Here is a 15,878-nt window from a genome sequence, read left to right on the forward strand (position 1 = left end):
ATATAGCTAATTTAATTGATTTAAATTCCAGTTATAGCTTTGATAAGAGAGCGAATTATTGGCATTAAGTAGTTTTGCTTTTAAGGTAGCGCTTTTGACAAAAAAAGCGATAAACTGGCGCATTTGCTGTTCATTGCCAAAATCACTGCCATACCAGTCAAATATCTTGGATAGATAAATACTATTGCCTTTGAGCTTAACACCTTTTGCGCTATTAACAAATGTGCTAAAGACTTCATTGAGTTGATGGTTTATTTTATCTCCCTCAAAGGCAAATGCAGCAAGATTCGGGCAGCTGATAGAGGCGCAGTTGACAGCCGCATGAATACGGGGGTCATTCCAGATAGGGCGCAAAATTCGGTGTTCAATATCATTTAAGGTGATTTTGGTGTTATCAATAATAATAACCGTCTTATCCCAAACTTTAGACTGTCCAAGCCAGTTGGTATCAATGTCGGTAATACTTTTAACTGTAGGATGAGTGAGGATCTCCTCTACAGTTAAAAGGTTATAAAGGTTAATCCAATAAGCCATCTGCTCATTACGATTATAATCCTCTATCGTGAGCTGCGAAAGTGTGTTGGAAAATTGCTTTAAAAGCGCTTTATCTTTTTGTGTAACCTTATGATAGTTCACATAGCTTTGTCCGTTTTTAATGATCAGATATTTATCAAGAAATTGTTGCCATGGAGAAAAATCAATTTGTCTACTTGAGGTTGGGTTAAACACTGCCCATTTTCCCCAATAATCTTTGCTAGGGGCTGAAAGTGCTAATGCACATAAAATGAAAAATAAGCCGGTAATTTGAGAGAGCTTTTTCATGATTGAACATCCTTATTGGTGATTTCCATTTCTTTTACATAACCAGAGAATTCATAAACGCGATAAAGGGTGGTCCAAAGGACAAGTACCGTAAAAATGACGCCCAATGTGAAACTCAGTAGGGGAAATAAAATCATTAAAATGAAGAAAATAAAAGCCTCAGCGCGCTCCATCAGCCCAGGAGAGTAGTAAAAGCTTTTCTGAGAGGACTTCTGTTGCGCTTCAGAGAATATGCCAACAAGCAAAAAACTACTGACACAAACGAGCATTGACATCATCATCAAAAGTGCAATAAATGCAAGCTCGGGCTCACGGACAACAAGTGCAATAACAATAAAGGACTCAACCATGCGATCAGATAAGATATCAAATATAGTGCCCATTTGGGAGCTTTGATTGTTAAGCCTTGCAACTGAGCCATCTAAAATATCCAAATAACCTGATAGCAAAAGAAATATAACAGCAAGAAAATTGTGCTCTAAAGAGAGAAAAATAGCAGCAATGAGTCCTGTAATAAAAGAGAAGAGGGTAATTGCATTAGGATGGGTGAAATTCGCAGCAATATTGGCCACAGGATTAATGCAAGTGCGTTGGAAAAAAGGGCGTAAGGTTGATTCAAGCATCATTAAAACCATTTCAGTAAAAATTGAACAAGTTTGCGTGTTTTGTTGCCATAGAGTATTGGCGTAAAATAGCTCCCAGCAATGCGTTTATTGATTTCGCTTAATGTTGGGTAAGGGATGATTAAACTTGCCATCGTTTTGATTTTAAGTTTGTTGGCAATCATCATCGTCCAAGGTGTAATCAAATCAGCTGCATTTTTACCAACAATACACGCACAATAAACATAGCCTTTTTTATTGACAGCAACCTTGATGAGTCCTCTGGTTTCAAGGCTTGCAACTGCTCGGTCATTCTCTTTATAGGGAAAGCTTAGTACTGTTGCGCCCATTTGAATTGCTTTATCAAAGGAGATACCAACATGGGCAATTTCAGGTGTGGTATATATTGCCCATGGAAAGCTATTGTAATTGACTTTTGCAGGCAGTTTAAAGAGGATGTTTTGAATAACAATGCCCGCATGATAAGCTGCCATGTGAGTGAATTGAAATGCTGAGGCAATATCCCCAATAGCATAAATACGCTTTTGATTGGTTTGCAGCTTTGCATTTATATTAATACCCTTAGCATGATATTGTATTTTGGCATTCTCTAAGTGAAGTTTATCTAAATTAGCCGTTCGTCCTGTGGCAACAAGAAGGTGTGATGCGGTTAGTAACTGTTCACTATCATCTTGCTGATAATAGATATTAAGCGCCTGATCATTATCAGAGTTTATTGCAATCTCATCGATAGTAAGATTGGTTTTAATCTCTATTCCCGCGGCTTTCATGGCGCTTATTGCCACTTCTCTACATTCTTTTTCAACAGGTGCCAAGATATGCTTTGTGCTTTCAAGCAAAGTGACTTTTGTGCCTAAAAGCGCATAACTTTGAGCAATCTCACAACCAATAGGGCCGCCACCAATAACAGCAAGATGCTCAGGTTTTTCAGTTAAATCAAAGATACTCTCATTGGTGAGAAAAGGAACATCACTGAGTCCTTTAATTGGCGGAATAAACGCTGAAGAGCCTGTGGCAATAACAATATATTTGGCTTTTATCCGATAGCTTCCGGCTTGAATGGTCTTTTGATCGATAAAACTTGCATAGTTTGGTATAACCTTAACGCCCAGTGATTCAAAGCGTTCAATTGAGTCATGTGGCTCAATGGTTTCAATGACTTTTTGAATATGTTGATGTATTTGAGAGAAGTTAATCTCAAGCTGATTGGCATGAATGCCAAATTTTGCCGATTTTCTTAAATGATAGATATTGCGCGATGCTTCTATTAATGCTTTAGAAGGAACACAGCCGTAATTTAAGCAATCACCGCCCATTTTGCCACCTTCACATAAAATAACTTTTGCGCCCATTTGGCTCGCGCCAGCGGCAACAGACAGTCCACCAGAGCCGCCACCAATCACACAAATATCAGCTGTTAATATTTCCATATTAGCGCTCCTTTGAGGGGGATTTATTGGTATTTTTTGCTTTTAGTTTTTTATATACAATAGGAATAATAGATAAGATAGCAAGTCCAATAATAGGTAAGAGTATTTGAGGGGCAAAAATAATCTTCATATTGATAGACTCACCTTGAGATAGGGCAAATCCAAGTCCACTTCCGACCCAAGCATAGATAAAAGAGCCTGGAATAATGCCTAACAGTGTGCCGATAAAAAAAGCTCGTAAGCTAACACCTAACACACCTGCTGCAATGTTAATAATGAAAAAGGGGAAAATGGGGAGTAGGCGTAGGAAAATAAGATAATTAAACTCATTTTCCCTAAAACCATCACGCATTTTTTGAATGCTGCCGTGCGCTTTTTCTTTCAGCGCTTCGGCAAATGCGGTTTTAACAGCCAAGTAGGTAATTGTGGCGCCAATGGTTGCAGAGAGCACCACCCATATTCCGCCGAATATAACACCAAATAAAAAGCCTCCAAGGAGTGTCATCAAGGTTGCCCCTGGGATGGAAAACGCAACGATAAGAATATAGGCAAGCATAAAAATGACAACGCTTATAAAATAATGTTGTTGCGTAAACCCTTGCAAGTTTTGATAATTATCAGCCAGCATTTGAAAGGATAAATATTGCTGCCCCCCTAGGGAGAAAAATAGAATAAGCCCAATGATTAAAACAAGAATAAGCCAGTATTTTTTAAGTGCGCGCAATGATCTATTCCTTTCTCTTCCATAGTTTTCACTATATAAGATTGCATTTTAAATGCAAGGCAGGTCATACTTTATCAGGTACTGTTAAAACTTCTTTAAGATAATGCTCTCCCCAGCTTTCAAGGTGGTTTAATACCGGTTGCAAAGAAAAGCCAATGTCAGTTAATGTGTATTCAACCTTAGGTGGGATAACAGGAAAGACTTTGCGATGAATTATCTTTAATGCTTCAAGCTCTCTTAGCTGCATGGTAAGCATTCTTTGTGTAATATCAGGGATACATTTTTGCAATTCAGAAAATCGTTTTTTCCCAGTTGTGAGATGCGTTAATATGAGCAATTTCCACTTGCCACTTAAAATTGCTAGTGTGGCACCCATTGGGCAGTGAGGCTGAATATCTTTTGAATGCTTCATGCTGTAATGGTGTTTTAAGAGACTTTAGTATATAAATGTATAGTATACAACATTTTTGTGTGTACTTATAATCATTTTTCTATGTGCTATAATGTGCGTCTTGATCGAAATAATGGAATATTCCAAGAATGAAAAAATCATTGTTCTCTCTTTTGTTAGTTGTGTTTATTGATGCCGCAGGTATTGGTATTTTATTTCCAATACTCAACAGTATTATCATGGATCCAACGGTTAATTTCTTGCCGCATGGTTTATCCTCATATTACCGTCATCTCTATTATGGTGCCGTCATAGCGGTGTTTTTTCTTTGCTGGTTTGTCGGAGCAACCTTTATATCAAAAGCATCTGATGATCTGGGGAGAAAAAAGGCATTATTAATCTGCCTTTATGGCATATTTGTAGGTTATGCATTAACCATATTAGCAATTTATTTGAAAAGCATGAGTCTTTTAATTTTAGGGCGCGTTATTGGTGGGCTCACAGCCGCAAGTCAGCCTGTGGCTCAGGCAGCGATTATCGATATCAGTAGTGAAAAGGACAGAACAAAAAACTTAGGACTTATTATGTTTGCCTTTTCTTTGGGTTTGGTGGCAGGTCCCTTATTGGGAGGCATGTTATCTGATAACAGGATTAATATAAACTTTACCCCAGCAACGCCTTTTTATGTGATATTGATTATAACAATTGTCAATCTCTATTGCTTGATTCGCTATTTTAAAAACAAAGATGAGCGCGCATCTTCTTTTCAGTTTAAACCGTTGGAGTTAATCACTCAATTTCTCCCTGTTTTTCGTTTAAAGCAAGTTCGTAATTTAAGCTTAATCTTCTTTATCATGCAGTTTGCATTTAATACTTTTTATGTTTTTATTCCAGCTTTTTTATACCAAAAATATGGCTTTAAAACACTGGAAAATAGCATGGTGATGCTGGCGCTTGGCTTATCAATGGCAATTAGCTCAGGGTTTTTAGTCCCAAGAGTTCATAAGCACCTAAACAATAAACAAATGGTGAAAGTAGGCCTATTTGTAATGCTTGTTATGGTCGTTTTATTGCTTGCCATTAACAGTGCGATTGCGCCGTATATTTTGGCGATACCTTATATGCTGGCATTTGGTATTGCCTATACAAGTATGCTTGCACTTTTTTCACAAAGTGTTGATGAAGCTAAACAAGGTTGGGTAATGGGTATTACGGTTTCTTTGTTTACTTTGGGAGCAGCGCTTACTTCCTTTATTGGTGGCTGGCTGATGATGATAGATATTAACCTTCCTATGATTGTTGCAAGTGTTGGTTTTCTAATTAGCTTGATTCTAATGAGTGTTTTGAGAGTTAATATAAAAAACCCGAGCGCTTAGCATTAAGTGCAGGCTAACATAATGGTCTTTGTAAATTGAAATTATTCATAGGCATAAGCACCTTTAGATGGTTTAATGCTGGCTAGCTGGTATTACGAGGGTAGTTTGATGAGAAAAACTAATAAAATAATTGCGTTGGCACTAAGCTTAGCATCCATAAGTGCCTATGCATTGGAGAAGCCTTTAAAGGTGTGTACAACAGGGGATTATCCTCCGCTTACGTATTACAATGCCAATACGAATCAATATCAAGGCTTTGCGATAACAGCGATTGAGCATTTCGCTTATTCTCAGGGAAGAAAAGTTGAGTTTATTAAAACGACTTGGCCAGATCTAAATCACGATTTGGTCAATAAATGTGATATTGCGGTTGGTGGAATTACAAAAAATGCAAAACGGGCAAAGCTGTTTGTATTTTCTCAAGCATTGGAGCAAAATCAAAAGGCGCCCATTGTTTCCAAAGTGAATGAGAAGTACTTTAAAAGCTTTAATGATATCGATCAAAAAAATGTGACAGTGATTGAAAATAAAGGTGGCACCAATGAGCCATTTGCCAAATCTCATATTCATCAAGCAGAAATTATGATTGTTCCGTCAAATGAAGCGGCCTATGCATGTCTTAATAAATATCCGAATAAAAAACTTGTGATGTTTACAGATAAGATAGAAATTCAGTATCGATCTTTAATGAAAGGGAGTATATTGTCGCAATTCGGTATTGATTTTACCATCACCAATAACCCTGTTACCGAGAAGGTATTTATGGCGAATAAAGGCGCAGTTGGGAAGAAGCTAATCACTGAGTTTGATCAATACTATCAACAGCATAAAAGTGAGTTTAAGCTTTGGTATAATAAAGCGCTAGAGCTGTCATATCCTGAAGTTAAAGCGAGCTGTCCTTTTTAACCTTATCCATAAAGCCAGTAGATAGATCACGATTGATCAGAATATCACTCAGCGTGTAATTGGCCAATTCACGCATAAAACTTGATAGAGCCTTATTCAGCACATTTTTCAGCTTACACTGTGGGGTGATAATGCAGTTGTTCTTAAGGCTATTAAAGCACTCGGCAATATTAAAATTGGGCTCGAGCGCTTTGATAATGGTTGCTAAATCAAGCGACTTTACATCTTCTTGTAATAGAAGCCCGCCATTTTTCCCTTTAATGCTTACAATGAAGTTACATTTGCTTAGGTGATGCACGACTTTAATCATATGGTTATGTGAAATGTTGAAAAATGAGGAAATTTCTTTGGCTGTGCAGCGTCTGTCTTGATGCTGAGCAAGGTAAATAAGTGTTCGTAATGCGTAGTCTGTGAATTGTGTTAACTGCATAAATTGGCGCTACCCTAAATAAAATAATTGATCATTGCTATCAGAAATTTATGTCAGTTTAAAAGAAATATCTCAGAGATACAAATAACATCGTAATGTTGCAACATGTATGTAGTGTTATATACGTTGATTTGCTTTAAGGGATTTTTTAAGTTGTTTAGAGTTGTTAAGAGAATCAACAAATCCATGATTAACATCTCTATGCTCGGCTTCATCAGCACGAATGACTAAAATCACATCACGTAGGGTCGCAGTTTCAGGCAGCTGCCAATACTGAATGGCAATGTCTGGTGCAGGGACATTTTGATGTCTTCCAGCATCTACCTCCTGCAAGTATTTGGTATAGCTAATAACGGCTTCTTCTTCAAAGTAACCAACCACACGGTGTGCTGTTTTAGACGAAATGAGATAAAGAAGGAAATAAAAGTGATAAAATACAAACTGTACAATAATGATAAGAAAGCGCTCGACAAAATTAGGTTTTGCAATCTCAATAAAAGTCATTAAGTGCATTCTTTCATTTTCGGCCTCATCAAGCAAGACTCGAATCCAGCCCTGATCATCTTTAATTTTTCTAAGTGCATGTAAGTGTTGTAATAAACCTCCGACCATTCCGGGAACAGCTGCAACGGTTTCTAGCACGACAGCTCTGTGACCATAACGTTTTGCAAAAAACAAATCTGCAAAAAAACGAAGTAGTTTAACAAAGCTATAAGCAACTTTATCACTCAATGTTCTTGGTTTGACATGTGTATCGATATCAATGTTAAGATCAGTATTTTTGGTAGCCTTAAATGAATAGCGCTTCATATTATCGTCCTTTTCTAATAATTTGCATTTAGAATACATATTATGATATGCTTTTGTCAAGCATTGCGAAAGCATGTTAAATTAAAAAGCTATTAAGGAGAAAAAATACAATGAAAGACCCTTTAGATCGATTGATGCATTACAAAAGCATATCCATTCAAAATAAAGAAAAAGCAAGCTACTTTTTGAATTCGCATAGCACAAAAGAGGGGAGTTGGGCAGAGTTTAGATTAATACAAGGCAAGGTTGAATTTCTTTTTATCGACGCTGAAGGAAGTATACTTTCTTCACATGTGCTTAAAAAAGAAGGGGATAAAGTCATAGTGCCGCCAAGTGCATTACATCAGCTTAAATTGCTAGATGAGGACTTTAGTGCTGAGATTTCTTTTTTCTGTCAAAGCCATCGTTACTTTAGCAAAAAATACGCGCTTGGGAATGTTCACAGTGATCTTTTGTATGCCTATGATCATTATCTTGCTGATAGGGTGAATATGAAGGTTTTGGATGTGGGATGCGGTCAGGGAAGAAATTTGTTGTTTCTTGCAAAAGAAGGGCATCATCTAACAGGCATTGATTACAATGAACAGGCACTGGATAAGATTGCCCTAATTGCTCAAAAAGAAAGCTTAGAAAATATCCAGTTGATAAAATCAGATTTAAATAATCCGCTGCCAGATGAATTGGGTGGTGATTATGATCTTATTATTAGTACGGTTAGTTTGCAGTTTCTAGATCCAGATAGGATAGAGGGTTTGCTCACTCATTTACGTGCAATCACTAAAGCTGGGGGCATGCATATTCTTGTTTTTCCGATTGCAAAGTCGCCATTTGTCTTTCCAGCGCATTTTAGCTATTTGGCTCAAGAAAAAGAGCTATATGATCAATACCAACAAGCTGGGTGGTCGTTATTGGAATATAAAGAGCAAGTAGGAAGGCTTCACCGAGAGGATGAAAATGGCTTTCCCATTCAAGGGATATTTGCGCTATTAGTCGCACAAAGACATCTATGATATTAAGTGGCGGTTTATTTTAACTCGATGATTAAAGCACGATAGCCATTGGCGGGGAATACAAGTTTTTCAGGTGTGTGCAAAGAGGATAATGTAAAACTGTCTGTCTGTTTAAATAGCTCATACATGGCAATTTTAAGTTGTATACGTGCAAGCTGAATGCCCATACACTCATGTGTTCCATAACCATACATTAAATGCTCTGAGTGATCACGTCCCCATTGAAACTGATCAGGGTTATCAAATACATCACCATCGCGATTAGCCGAACACCAGTTCACATGCACAAACTGCCCTTTTTTAATGTGGATGCCATTAAACTCTACATCTTCGGTTGCAACGCGTTTAGATTGAACAAGACTGCCATGTAATCTTGTGATTTCATCTAATGCTTCATCAAGTAGTGATAGCTCATTGCGGATTTGCTGCTGAATGTCAGGGTGTGTTGCCAAAAAATGGATACAGTTAGTAATATTACAAGCCATCGAGCTGACAAGTCCCATATTCAGATTACGAATAAGGCTGGATATCTCTGCATCAGGCATTGGTTTACCGTCAATCTGAATGTTTAATAAATCATCGGTCAAATCAGAGGTTTGATTGATGGCTTGAGCATTTTGAGCACGCCTTGCATTAAGTTGCGTGTAAATTAAGTGATTCCACTCATTGGCATTGGCAATATTTTGTTTCTTATCATCATGCAATGTTGCGCGTAAATTGTTAAGTGTCCAATCAATTAATATCTTATCTAAAGAGAGATCCCAATTAAGGAGGGCGAGCTCAACTCTGGCAGTGAAATAAAAAGCAAATCTTGCTGCATCAAAGACTGAGGGCGTGTTTTTTGCCTCTTTTAATAATTCAACTGCAATTTGTTCATATTTAGCGAGTAGAGGCAGCATTTTTTCATTTGTAAAGGCTTTGCCGATTGCGCGCCTGTACTTTGAGTGATCTGGCTCATCTAACCCATGAGGGACAAAAAGGTGCTTTGAAGCTTGGGCGCTAAAGATCCGGTCATTTTCTAGAATTCTCTTAACATCGCGATGTTTAAAAAACATATAGCTATTGGCATCTTTATTTTTAACTACGGGAAAGTGTTTTAACATCTGATCATAGGCTTTGTTTTGATCTTCAGTAACCTCAGTGGCGCGGATATCAAAAAGTTGATCTTGGAAGTTAATAGGGCTTGATGATTTATCTGTGGGTTTTATCATTACATTCTCCTTTTATAATAAGTATATAAATTACATATTATAATAATATGTATGTCAAATGAATATTTACAATTTTTATCTTTATGCCCCTATTCATCGAATATTTGAGCTAAGAGTACTGTAAAATGGTTTGCGGGTGGTATAAATCTAAGGAATCTTAGAAAAACGCCGGAATTTCCTTTTGTAATTGCCTGTATCATCATAGAATTAACGGCAAAAGAAGTCAGAGTGTGAGTAGATTGTGGCAAATAATTTGTCGTTTTGGCATCTCATTGCAAATGCCGATATTGTTGTTCAGTTGATTATGTTAATTTTGGTTGTTGGTTCTGTGTGGTCATGGGCTATTATGATTCAACGCTATCAAGTGACAAAGCAAGCAAAACTAGAGGCAAAACGCTTTGCCAGAGAGTTTTGGTCAAGTGGGAATATTTCAAAGATATATCAAAAACTCTCAGCGAATAAAACTCAAGTCAAAGGCATGTCATATCTTTTTAGTTGTGGCTTTCGTGAGTTTTTGCGTTTAAGAAAGCAAGGAAACTTACATGGTGATGTGGTTTTAGAAGGGGTCGAAAGATCGATGCGTGTTGCTATGATGCAGGAATCTGAAAAGCTTGAGCATCAAATCTCTCTTCTTGGCACCATTGGCTCTATTGCCCCTTATGTTGGTCTGTTGGGAACTGTATGGGGAATTATGGCTTCTTTTACTGCTTTAGGTGGTGTGGAACAAGCCACTTTATCCATGGTCGCACCACATATTGCAGAGGCACTTATTGCAACCGCACTTGGGCTTTTTGTTGCGATTCCTGCGGTGGTTGGCTATAACCGTTTTTCAAAATCAGTTGATGCGGTTTTGCTTGAATATGAGAATTTTCAAGATGAGCTCTGTACGCTTTTATATCGTGAGGCATATAAACCGCAAAGTGAGAGCACAAATGCGTAGACGTGCCTCAAGACGGACTAAGCGAAAGGCCATGGTTGAGATTAATGTTGTGCCGTATATCGATGTGATGCTGGTACTTTTGATTATCTTTATGATTACCGCACCGATGTTGACACAAGGCGTAAAGGTGAGTCTACCTGAGGCAAGTGCCAAAAAGATTCCTCCAACAGAAACAAAGCCACTGATTGTAACAGTAAATCAACAGGGGCAGTATTTTTTAAACCAAGGGAATGATCAAAATGCTATTTCTGCGGATAATTTAAAACAAGCAGTCGCAAGCATGTTATCACAGAACCCTAAAAAAGAAGTTTATGTTCGTGGAGATAAATCGGCTAGTTATGGAGAGGTTGTCTCTGCCATGGTGTTATTGCAAAAATCAGGTGTGAAAAGCGTCGGGCTTGTCACTGATGATAAACTGGCAAGTAGTTAAGTATTAAAATGTCGCAAAGAAGTTTTGTAGAGAACATCAAAGATCTGATTAAAAAGGCGACTGATACCTTTGAAAAACGAAGTGTCTGTTACTCTATAGCACTACATATTTTACTGGTCGCCTTATTAATCTTTTTATCTTGGTATGTATCTTCTCATGAGAACAAAGTGACATTAAACCTTGCCCCTAAAGCTTCGTCAAACACGCCGATTGTCAATGCCAGTATTGTGAATGAAAGCACGCTTTCGCCAGCGGTTGTGCCTGTACAAAAGGCACAAGTCTCAGAGCCAGAAATACAAAAACCAATCACTTCTGATAAAAACACATTAGCACTTGAAGCGTTGGAGAAAAAGTTGGCCGAGGCAAAGCAAGTCGCATTTGAAAAAGCAAAAGAGCAAGCAAGAGAAAAAGCGCAAAAAGAACGTGAACAAAAGGCATTAGAAGCAAAAGCGCGCATAGAGAAAGCACAAAAAGAGCAAGAGGAAAAAAAGCGTGAGGCAGCTAAACAAGCAAAAGAGTTAGCAGCAAAAAGACTGGAAAAAGCGGCAAAAGAAGCCAAAGAAGCAAAAGAAAAAGAGGCAAAACGTCAGCAGGCAGCCCTTGATGCACTTAGAGTCTCTGCACTTAATGATCTGGCAAGCGAGCATGCACAAGCTGAGCAAGCAAGCTTGACTGAAAGGGCGCTTCAAAATTATGCCAGTGAATATAAAAGGCGTATTGAGTCTGTATGGGTAATGGATGGGTGTCGTAAAATTGATAACTATAAATTGCCAACAGTACTTGTGATGGCAAATTCTGCTCCTAAAATAGTGGTATCAAGTGGTGATAGTAATTGTGATCGCTCATTACTTTTGGCGTTTAGCAATACACAAGCGCCACCACTGCCAGCGGATAAAAAAGCGCGTGAGCTAATTGCTGAGGGCATTAATTTTCAATTTGGTCAAAAAGGATAAAAAATGGGCAAAAAACAGATAAATAGTATTATTCTCTTTTTGGTAGGATTTATAGTTTGCATGTCAGCGGCCAATGCTAGGTTAACTATTCAGATTACCCAAGGCGTGAGTAAGCAAACACCGATTGCAATTTTGCCATTTTCCGGCGCAAGCACTGATACAAATATGACACAAGGTGGATTAAGTGCAGTGATTCAGGCAGATTTAACCAACTCTGGGCGCTTTGATGTACAAAATAGTAACTTTCCAGAGCGTATCAGCCATATTGGTGCCATTCAGTGGCAAAAATGGCATGTGAATTATATTGTGATGGGCAGTGTGTCTAAAGATGAAAATGGCCACTATACAGTGAAATATACCTTGGTTAGTCGCTTAAATAATCAGGTGTTTAGCTCGCGCGAGTTTAATCATATTACAAAGGCACAATTTAGAGTGCTGGCTCATACAATTAGTAATTATATTTATCAGGCGGTGACAGGCAATAAAGGGTATTTTACTTCGAAAATCTCGTATGTGGATGTTGAGCATCCTTATGATAGAAAAAATGCGCGCTATCAGCTTGTGGTCTCTGATTATGATGGATTCAATCCGCATGTGCTACTTTCTCAACCCAAAGAGCCCATTATGTCACCGGCTTGGTCAAAAGATGGGAAGTATATCGCCTATGTCAGTTATTACAAAGGTGGTATGGCTATTTACACTATTAATGTCTACACAGGGGTGAGAAAGCTTGTTGCAAATTATGAGGGGATTAACAGCTCACCGAGTTTCTCGCCAAGTGGTAACACATTAGCGATGGCGCTATCTCAAGGCTATTCTGAGAATACCAACATTTATCTGATGAATTTAAAGAACGACAAATTATATAAAAAGCTCTCTATTAATGGGATTAATACTGCACCTAGCTTTTCTCCCTCTGGAGATGAGATAGCCTTTGTTTCTAATCGTGGGGGCAATCCACAGATCTACACCACTCCAGTAGATGCAAAATATCCAAGTGCCGAGCGAGCCACCTTTGGTATTCATCAAGCATTTGATCCTATATACACACCAAATGGTCAATATATCGTATTTATGTACCAAAAAACGCGAAATAGTGGCACACAGATTGCCAAGCTGGATATCAAAACAAATAAAATTACCGTGTTGACACATGGCAAGGCGGATGCCTCTCCAAGTATTTCGCCTGATGGCAATATGGTGTTATATGTCAAAACAGATGCTAAAGGAAATTCAAGCCTTGCAATGGTATCTATTGACGCAAAAGTGCAAATTACATTACCATCAAATACAAATGGTGCGATTCAATCACCTGCGTGGTCACAGGCAGTATAAATATAAAGCAAAAATATTAATTATATTAACTTTAATAGGAGTATATCGGTGAAAAACTTACACAATGTAAAACGAATTACATTTTTGGCGTCGGCTTTAGGCGCGTTATTTCTAGCAGGGTGTGCTTCGCAGTCTCAGGCGCCCATTGAAGGCATAGGGCCGACTTCAAGTACAGGAGCTGAAGGGGTGAAAACAAGTGGCCTTGGGCAATCTAGTGCGCTAGATAGCCAAAGCTTAAGTGAGCTTCAGTCTCAAATCTATAATTCAGATAGTTATACAGCCGAACAAAGACAGCAAATGATGCAAGCATTAAGCCAGATGAATTGTAAAGTAGTCCATTTTGGCTTTGATAGTACAGTGATTGATGCTGATACCAAAACCTGCCTTAATAATGTGGCAAATTATTTAGTTAAGTACAAGCAGCCTATTCGCCTTGCAGGTCATACAGATCCAAGAGGGAGCGAGAAATATAATTTGAACTTAGGCCAAAGACGTGCAGATAGTGTTTCTCAGTACTTAATGCAGCAAGGTGTGCCACAAAGTCAAATTTGTACCGTAAGTTATGGTAAATCACAGCCGGCAGCAAACTTAGCCGAAATGACATCGCAAATGTGTAGTCATTCAAATGATCAATCTTGCCTTGCCAATGTCAAATCAAAAGCATATTACCTTGATCGACGTGTAGAGATTGGATTTGGTCAAAAATGCGGTTAAATGGAAAAAGGTTGCGCCAATGTAAATATGCATTAATAGCACTTGGTGCGATGAGTATAAATTCACTTTATGCGGCGAATGTCGACGATTTATCATTAGAAGTCACAAAGCTTCAAAATCAGGTGAGCTATTTGATTGCACAGCAGAACCAAGCCAAAAGTAATCAGTTTGCTCAAACGCTTGACCAGCTTCGTGGGCAAATTGAGATGAATAGCTATAAGCTTGCACAGCTTAATCAAACGGTGAGTCAAACACTGGTGGATTTCTCTAAACGCTTAGATGCGTTAGAGAAAAAAGTGAATAAACCCTCAGCAAGAGAGCTTAGATTACAAAGAGACAATGCTGCGTTTGAAAAGGCAAAATCAGCACTGCTTGCAAAAAATTATAATACGGCAAAGCGCCTTTTTAATAATTATACGCGAGATTATTATAATGGCGAGAATTACTCTGAGAGTTTGTATTTATTAGGGCAGATTTATCTGATACAAGGCGATACAAAAGCGGCCTATCAGAAGTTTAATACCATTGTTACGCGCTACCCAAAGAGTGTTAAAATTATTGATGCCACCTATTCATTAGCCGTTTTGGAGCTCGCAAATGGCAATAAGGCAAAGGCAAAGCGCTATTTTCAGCAAATTGTCAGCAAATACCCCTCTTCAAGTTATGCCAAGAAGGCTGATATGCAGTTGAAGAAGCTAAATTAACTGTGAGTTGTTATGCATATTTGATATGAGGCATTTTCCCAATAATAGCCGCCTAACTGTTACTAAATATACATCTCATGATTACCTCTTGCATAGCGTAGTGATAAGAATATAATCTTATATACCACTCGCGAATCATTTTACGGTGTTTAATGTTGAAGAAGTTTTTGATAGTTTTGAGTCATTGGATTGCAGGCAATAGCTGGGACTATTAGCAATATCTAATGACTCAAAAGAACAAGAAATTCAATGGCAGAAATAGGGTAAAATGGTTTGCGGGTGGTATATACTTATTATTGTTCATTAATAATGTGAGAAACGTATGAAAAAAGTCATTGTGATTGGTGCAACAGGCACGATTGGAAAAGCCGTTGTTGCTGCATTAGATTCAAGCTATGAAGTGATTCAAGCGACAAGAAACTCTGCTGAGTATCCGATTGATATCTCAGATGAAGCCTCTATTAAAGCGCTTTATGAAAAGGTAGGGAGCTTTGATGCACTTATTGTCACAGCCGGTGCTGTTCACTTTGGGCTTTTAAAGGAAATGACCGAGGCAGATTGGCAAATTGGGCTTCAAAACAAACTGATGGGACAAGTGAATTTGGTAACACATGCTCTTGATTATATTAACCCAAAAGGCTCATTTACCTTAACTTCCGGGATTTTAAATACCGATCCTATTTTATATGGTGTTCAGGCGGCGATGATTAACTCAGCCGTTGAAGGCTTTGTCACTGGCGCTGCAATCGAGCTTGAAAATAATGTTCGCATTAATTGTGTTAGTCCAACGGTATTAAGTGAATCAATGGATAAATATGAGGCGTATTTTAAAGGTTACTTGCCACGAGATGCTAAAGATGTTGCTAAGGCCTATATCAAAAGTGTAGAAGGACTGCAAACAGGGAAAGTGTACAAAGTGCAATAAAAGGGCGAAAAAAGTACGCTGAGCGCTACTGTAAAATATACCAGAGCCCTAATATACCACTCGCGAATCATTTTGCGGTGTTTAATGTTGAAGAAGTTTTTGATAGTTTTGAGTCATTGGGTTGCAGGTAATAGCTCGGACTAT

General features: G+C 38.2%; 18 protein-coding genes. 10 read left to right on the forward strand and 8 right to left on the reverse strand.

All coding sequences use genetic code 11. The features are described from left to right. Positions 1–6: 6 nt before the first annotated feature. From A37Q_RS0100305 to A37Q_RS0100325, 5 genes are all read right to left on the reverse strand, one after another. Positions 7–822 carry a DUF547 domain-containing protein gene (locus A37Q_RS0100305; RefSeq protein WP_018298263.1) on the reverse strand — a complete coding sequence of 272 codons (816 nt, stop codon included), beginning with the start codon at positions 820–822 and terminating at the stop codon, positions 7–9. Then, positions 819–1,445, reverse strand: a complete 627-nt coding sequence (locus A37Q_RS0100310; protein WP_026196415.1) for a CDP-alcohol phosphatidyltransferase family protein — start codon at positions 1,443–1,445, stop codon at positions 819–821. The genes A37Q_RS0100305 and A37Q_RS0100310 overlap by 4 nt, the downstream gene beginning before the upstream one ends. A 2-nt stretch (positions 1,446–1,447) precedes the next feature. Next, positions 1,448–2,869 carry a dihydrolipoyl dehydrogenase family protein gene (locus A37Q_RS0100315; protein WP_026196416.1) on the reverse strand — a complete coding sequence of 474 codons (1,422 nt, stop codon included), beginning with the start codon at positions 2,867–2,869 and terminating at the stop codon, positions 1,448–1,450. A 7-nt stretch (positions 2,870–2,876) separates the two neighbouring features. Then, positions 2,877–3,599 (reverse strand): TVP38/TMEM64 family protein, encoded by a 723-nt coding sequence (locus A37Q_RS0100320; protein WP_018298266.1) that lies wholly within the window; start codon positions 3,597–3,599, stop codon positions 2,877–2,879. A gap of 64 nt (positions 3,600–3,663) precedes the next feature. Beyond that, positions 3,664–4,011 (reverse strand): winged helix-turn-helix transcriptional regulator, encoded by a 348-nt coding sequence (locus A37Q_RS0100325; RefSeq protein ID WP_026196417.1) that lies wholly within the window; start codon positions 4,009–4,011, stop codon positions 3,664–3,666. Between the two features lie 128 nt (positions 4,012–4,139). On the opposite strand from A37Q_RS0100325, the gene A37Q_RS0100330 reads away from it, so the two are divergent. Further along, complete coding sequence (locus A37Q_RS0100330) at positions 4,140–5,366, forward strand: MFS transporter (protein WP_018298268.1); 1,227 nt, start codon at positions 4,140–4,142, stop codon at positions 5,364–5,366. A gap of 108 nt (positions 5,367–5,474) precedes the next feature. Next, the gene (locus A37Q_RS15695) at positions 5,475–6,272 is read left to right on the forward strand and encodes a transporter substrate-binding domain-containing protein (protein ID WP_018298269.1); all 798 of its coding nucleotides are present in this window, start codon (positions 5,475–5,477) and stop codon (positions 6,270–6,272) included. Here A37Q_RS15695 and A37Q_RS0100340 read toward each other — a convergent pair. Together A37Q_RS0100340 and A37Q_RS0100345 are read right to left on the reverse strand one after the other, a co-directional pair. Beyond that, positions 6,250–6,702, reverse strand: coding sequence for an Rrf2 family transcriptional regulator (locus A37Q_RS0100340; RefSeq protein ID WP_018298270.1), 453 nt, complete (start codon positions 6,700–6,702; stop codon positions 6,250–6,252). The two genes, A37Q_RS15695 and A37Q_RS0100340, sit on opposite strands and share 23 nt — an antisense overlap. A gap of 117 nt (positions 6,703–6,819) precedes the next feature. After that, positions 6,820–7,512, reverse strand: coding sequence for an alternative oxidase (locus tag A37Q_RS0100345; protein ID WP_018298271.1), 693 nt, complete (start codon positions 7,510–7,512; stop codon positions 6,820–6,822). Between the two features lie 110 nt (positions 7,513–7,622). Here A37Q_RS0100345 and A37Q_RS0100350 point away from each other — a divergent pair, with 110 nt between their 5' ends. Further along, positions 7,623–8,522: a methyltransferase domain-containing protein gene (locus A37Q_RS0100350; RefSeq protein ID WP_018298272.1), complete on the forward strand. Its 900-nt coding sequence runs from the start codon at positions 7,623–7,625 to the stop codon at positions 8,520–8,522. Positions 8,523–8,536: 14 nt separating this feature from the next. On the opposite strand, the gene A37Q_RS0100355 is transcribed toward A37Q_RS0100350, so the two are convergent. Further along, positions 8,537–9,733: a cytochrome P450 gene (locus tag A37Q_RS0100355; RefSeq protein ID WP_018298273.1), complete on the reverse strand. Its 1,197-nt coding sequence runs from the start codon at positions 9,731–9,733 to the stop codon at positions 8,537–8,539. A gap of 241 nt (positions 9,734–9,974) precedes the next feature. On the opposite strand from A37Q_RS0100355, the gene tolQ reads away from it, so the two are divergent. The 7 genes from tolQ to A37Q_RS0100390 all read left to right on the forward strand — a co-directional run bounded on the left by tolQ (position 9,975) and on the right by A37Q_RS0100390 (position 15,734). Then, positions 9,975–10,673, forward strand: a complete 699-nt coding sequence (gene tolQ / locus A37Q_RS0100360; protein WP_018298274.1) for a protein TolQ — start codon at positions 9,975–9,977, stop codon at positions 10,671–10,673. Then, positions 10,666–11,103, forward strand: coding sequence for a protein TolR (gene tolR, locus A37Q_RS0100365; RefSeq protein ID WP_026196419.1), 438 nt, complete (start codon positions 10,666–10,668; stop codon positions 11,101–11,103). Before tolQ ends, tolR begins: the two co-directional genes overlap by 8 nt. Before the next feature lie 8 nt (positions 11,104–11,111). Next, positions 11,112–12,056, forward strand: coding sequence for a cell envelope integrity TolA family protein (locus tag A37Q_RS0100370; protein WP_018298276.1), 945 nt, complete (start codon positions 11,112–11,114; stop codon positions 12,054–12,056). Positions 12,057–12,116: 60 nt separating this feature from the next. After that, a complete protein-coding gene (tolB, locus tag A37Q_RS0100375) occupies positions 12,117–13,391 on the forward strand; it encodes a Tol-Pal system beta propeller repeat protein TolB (protein ID WP_169710217.1) in 1,275 nt (424 codons plus the stop codon). Positions 13,392–13,439: 48 nt separating this feature from the next. Then, a complete protein-coding gene (locus A37Q_RS0100380) occupies positions 13,440–14,105 on the forward strand; it encodes an OmpA family protein (protein WP_018298278.1) in 666 nt (221 codons plus the stop codon). Continuing rightward, positions 14,096–14,809, forward strand: coding sequence for a tetratricopeptide repeat protein (locus tag A37Q_RS0100385; protein WP_018298279.1), 714 nt, complete (start codon positions 14,096–14,098; stop codon positions 14,807–14,809). Before A37Q_RS0100380 ends, A37Q_RS0100385 begins: the two co-directional genes overlap by 10 nt. Before the next feature lie 322 nt (positions 14,810–15,131). After that, the gene (locus tag A37Q_RS0100390) at positions 15,132–15,734 is read left to right on the forward strand and encodes a short chain dehydrogenase (RefSeq protein WP_018298280.1); all 603 of its coding nucleotides are present in this window, start codon (positions 15,132–15,134) and stop codon (positions 15,732–15,734) included. Positions 15,735–15,878: the final 144 nt, after the last annotated feature.

The sequence above is a fragment of the Fangia hongkongensis FSC776 = DSM 21703 genome, assembly GCF_000379445.1.
Taxonomy (GTDB): Bacteria; Pseudomonadota; Gammaproteobacteria; order Francisellales; family Francisellaceae; genus Fangia; species Fangia hongkongensis.

Coding starts and splice junctions, on each gene's coding strand:
- tolR (WP_026196419.1), top strand. CDS start 10,666: ATGCGTAGACGTGCCTCAAGACGGACTAAGCGAAAGGCCATGGTTGAG.
- tolB (WP_169710217.1), top strand. CDS start 12,117: ATGTCAGCGGCCAATGCTAGGTTAACTATTCAGATTACCCAAGGCGTG.
- A37Q_RS0100340 (WP_018298270.1), bottom strand. CDS start 6,702: ATGCAGTTAACACAATTCACAGACTACGCATTACGAACACTTATTTAC.
- A37Q_RS0100350 (WP_018298272.1), top strand. CDS start 7,623: ATGAAAGACCCTTTAGATCGATTGATGCATTACAAAAGCATATCCATT.
- A37Q_RS0100355 (WP_018298273.1), bottom strand. CDS start 9,733: ATGATAAAACCCACAGATAAATCATCAAGCCCTATTAACTTCCAAGAT.
- A37Q_RS0100370 (WP_018298276.1), top strand. CDS start 11,112: ATGTCGCAAAGAAGTTTTGTAGAGAACATCAAAGATCTGATTAAAAAG.
- A37Q_RS0100330 (WP_018298268.1), top strand. CDS start 4,140: ATGAAAAAATCATTGTTCTCTCTTTTGTTAGTTGTGTTTATTGATGCC.
- A37Q_RS0100345 (WP_018298271.1), bottom strand. CDS start 7,512: ATGAAGCGCTATTCATTTAAGGCTACCAAAAATACTGATCTTAACATT.
- A37Q_RS0100310 (WP_026196415.1), bottom strand. CDS start 1,445: ATGCTTGAATCAACCTTACGCCCTTTTTTCCAACGCACTTGCATTAAT.
- A37Q_RS0100385 (WP_018298279.1), top strand. CDS start 14,096: ATGCGGTTAAATGGAAAAAGGTTGCGCCAATGTAAATATGCATTAATA.
- A37Q_RS0100325 (WP_026196417.1), bottom strand. CDS start 4,011: ATGAAGCATTCAAAAGATATTCAGCCTCACTGCCCAATGGGTGCCACA.
- A37Q_RS0100305 (WP_018298263.1), bottom strand. CDS start 822: ATGAAAAAGCTCTCTCAAATTACCGGCTTATTTTTCATTTTATGTGCA.
- A37Q_RS0100390 (WP_018298280.1), top strand. CDS start 15,132: ATGAAAAAAGTCATTGTGATTGGTGCAACAGGCACGATTGGAAAAGCC.
- A37Q_RS15695 (WP_018298269.1), top strand. CDS start 5,475: ATGAGAAAAACTAATAAAATAATTGCGTTGGCACTAAGCTTAGCATCC.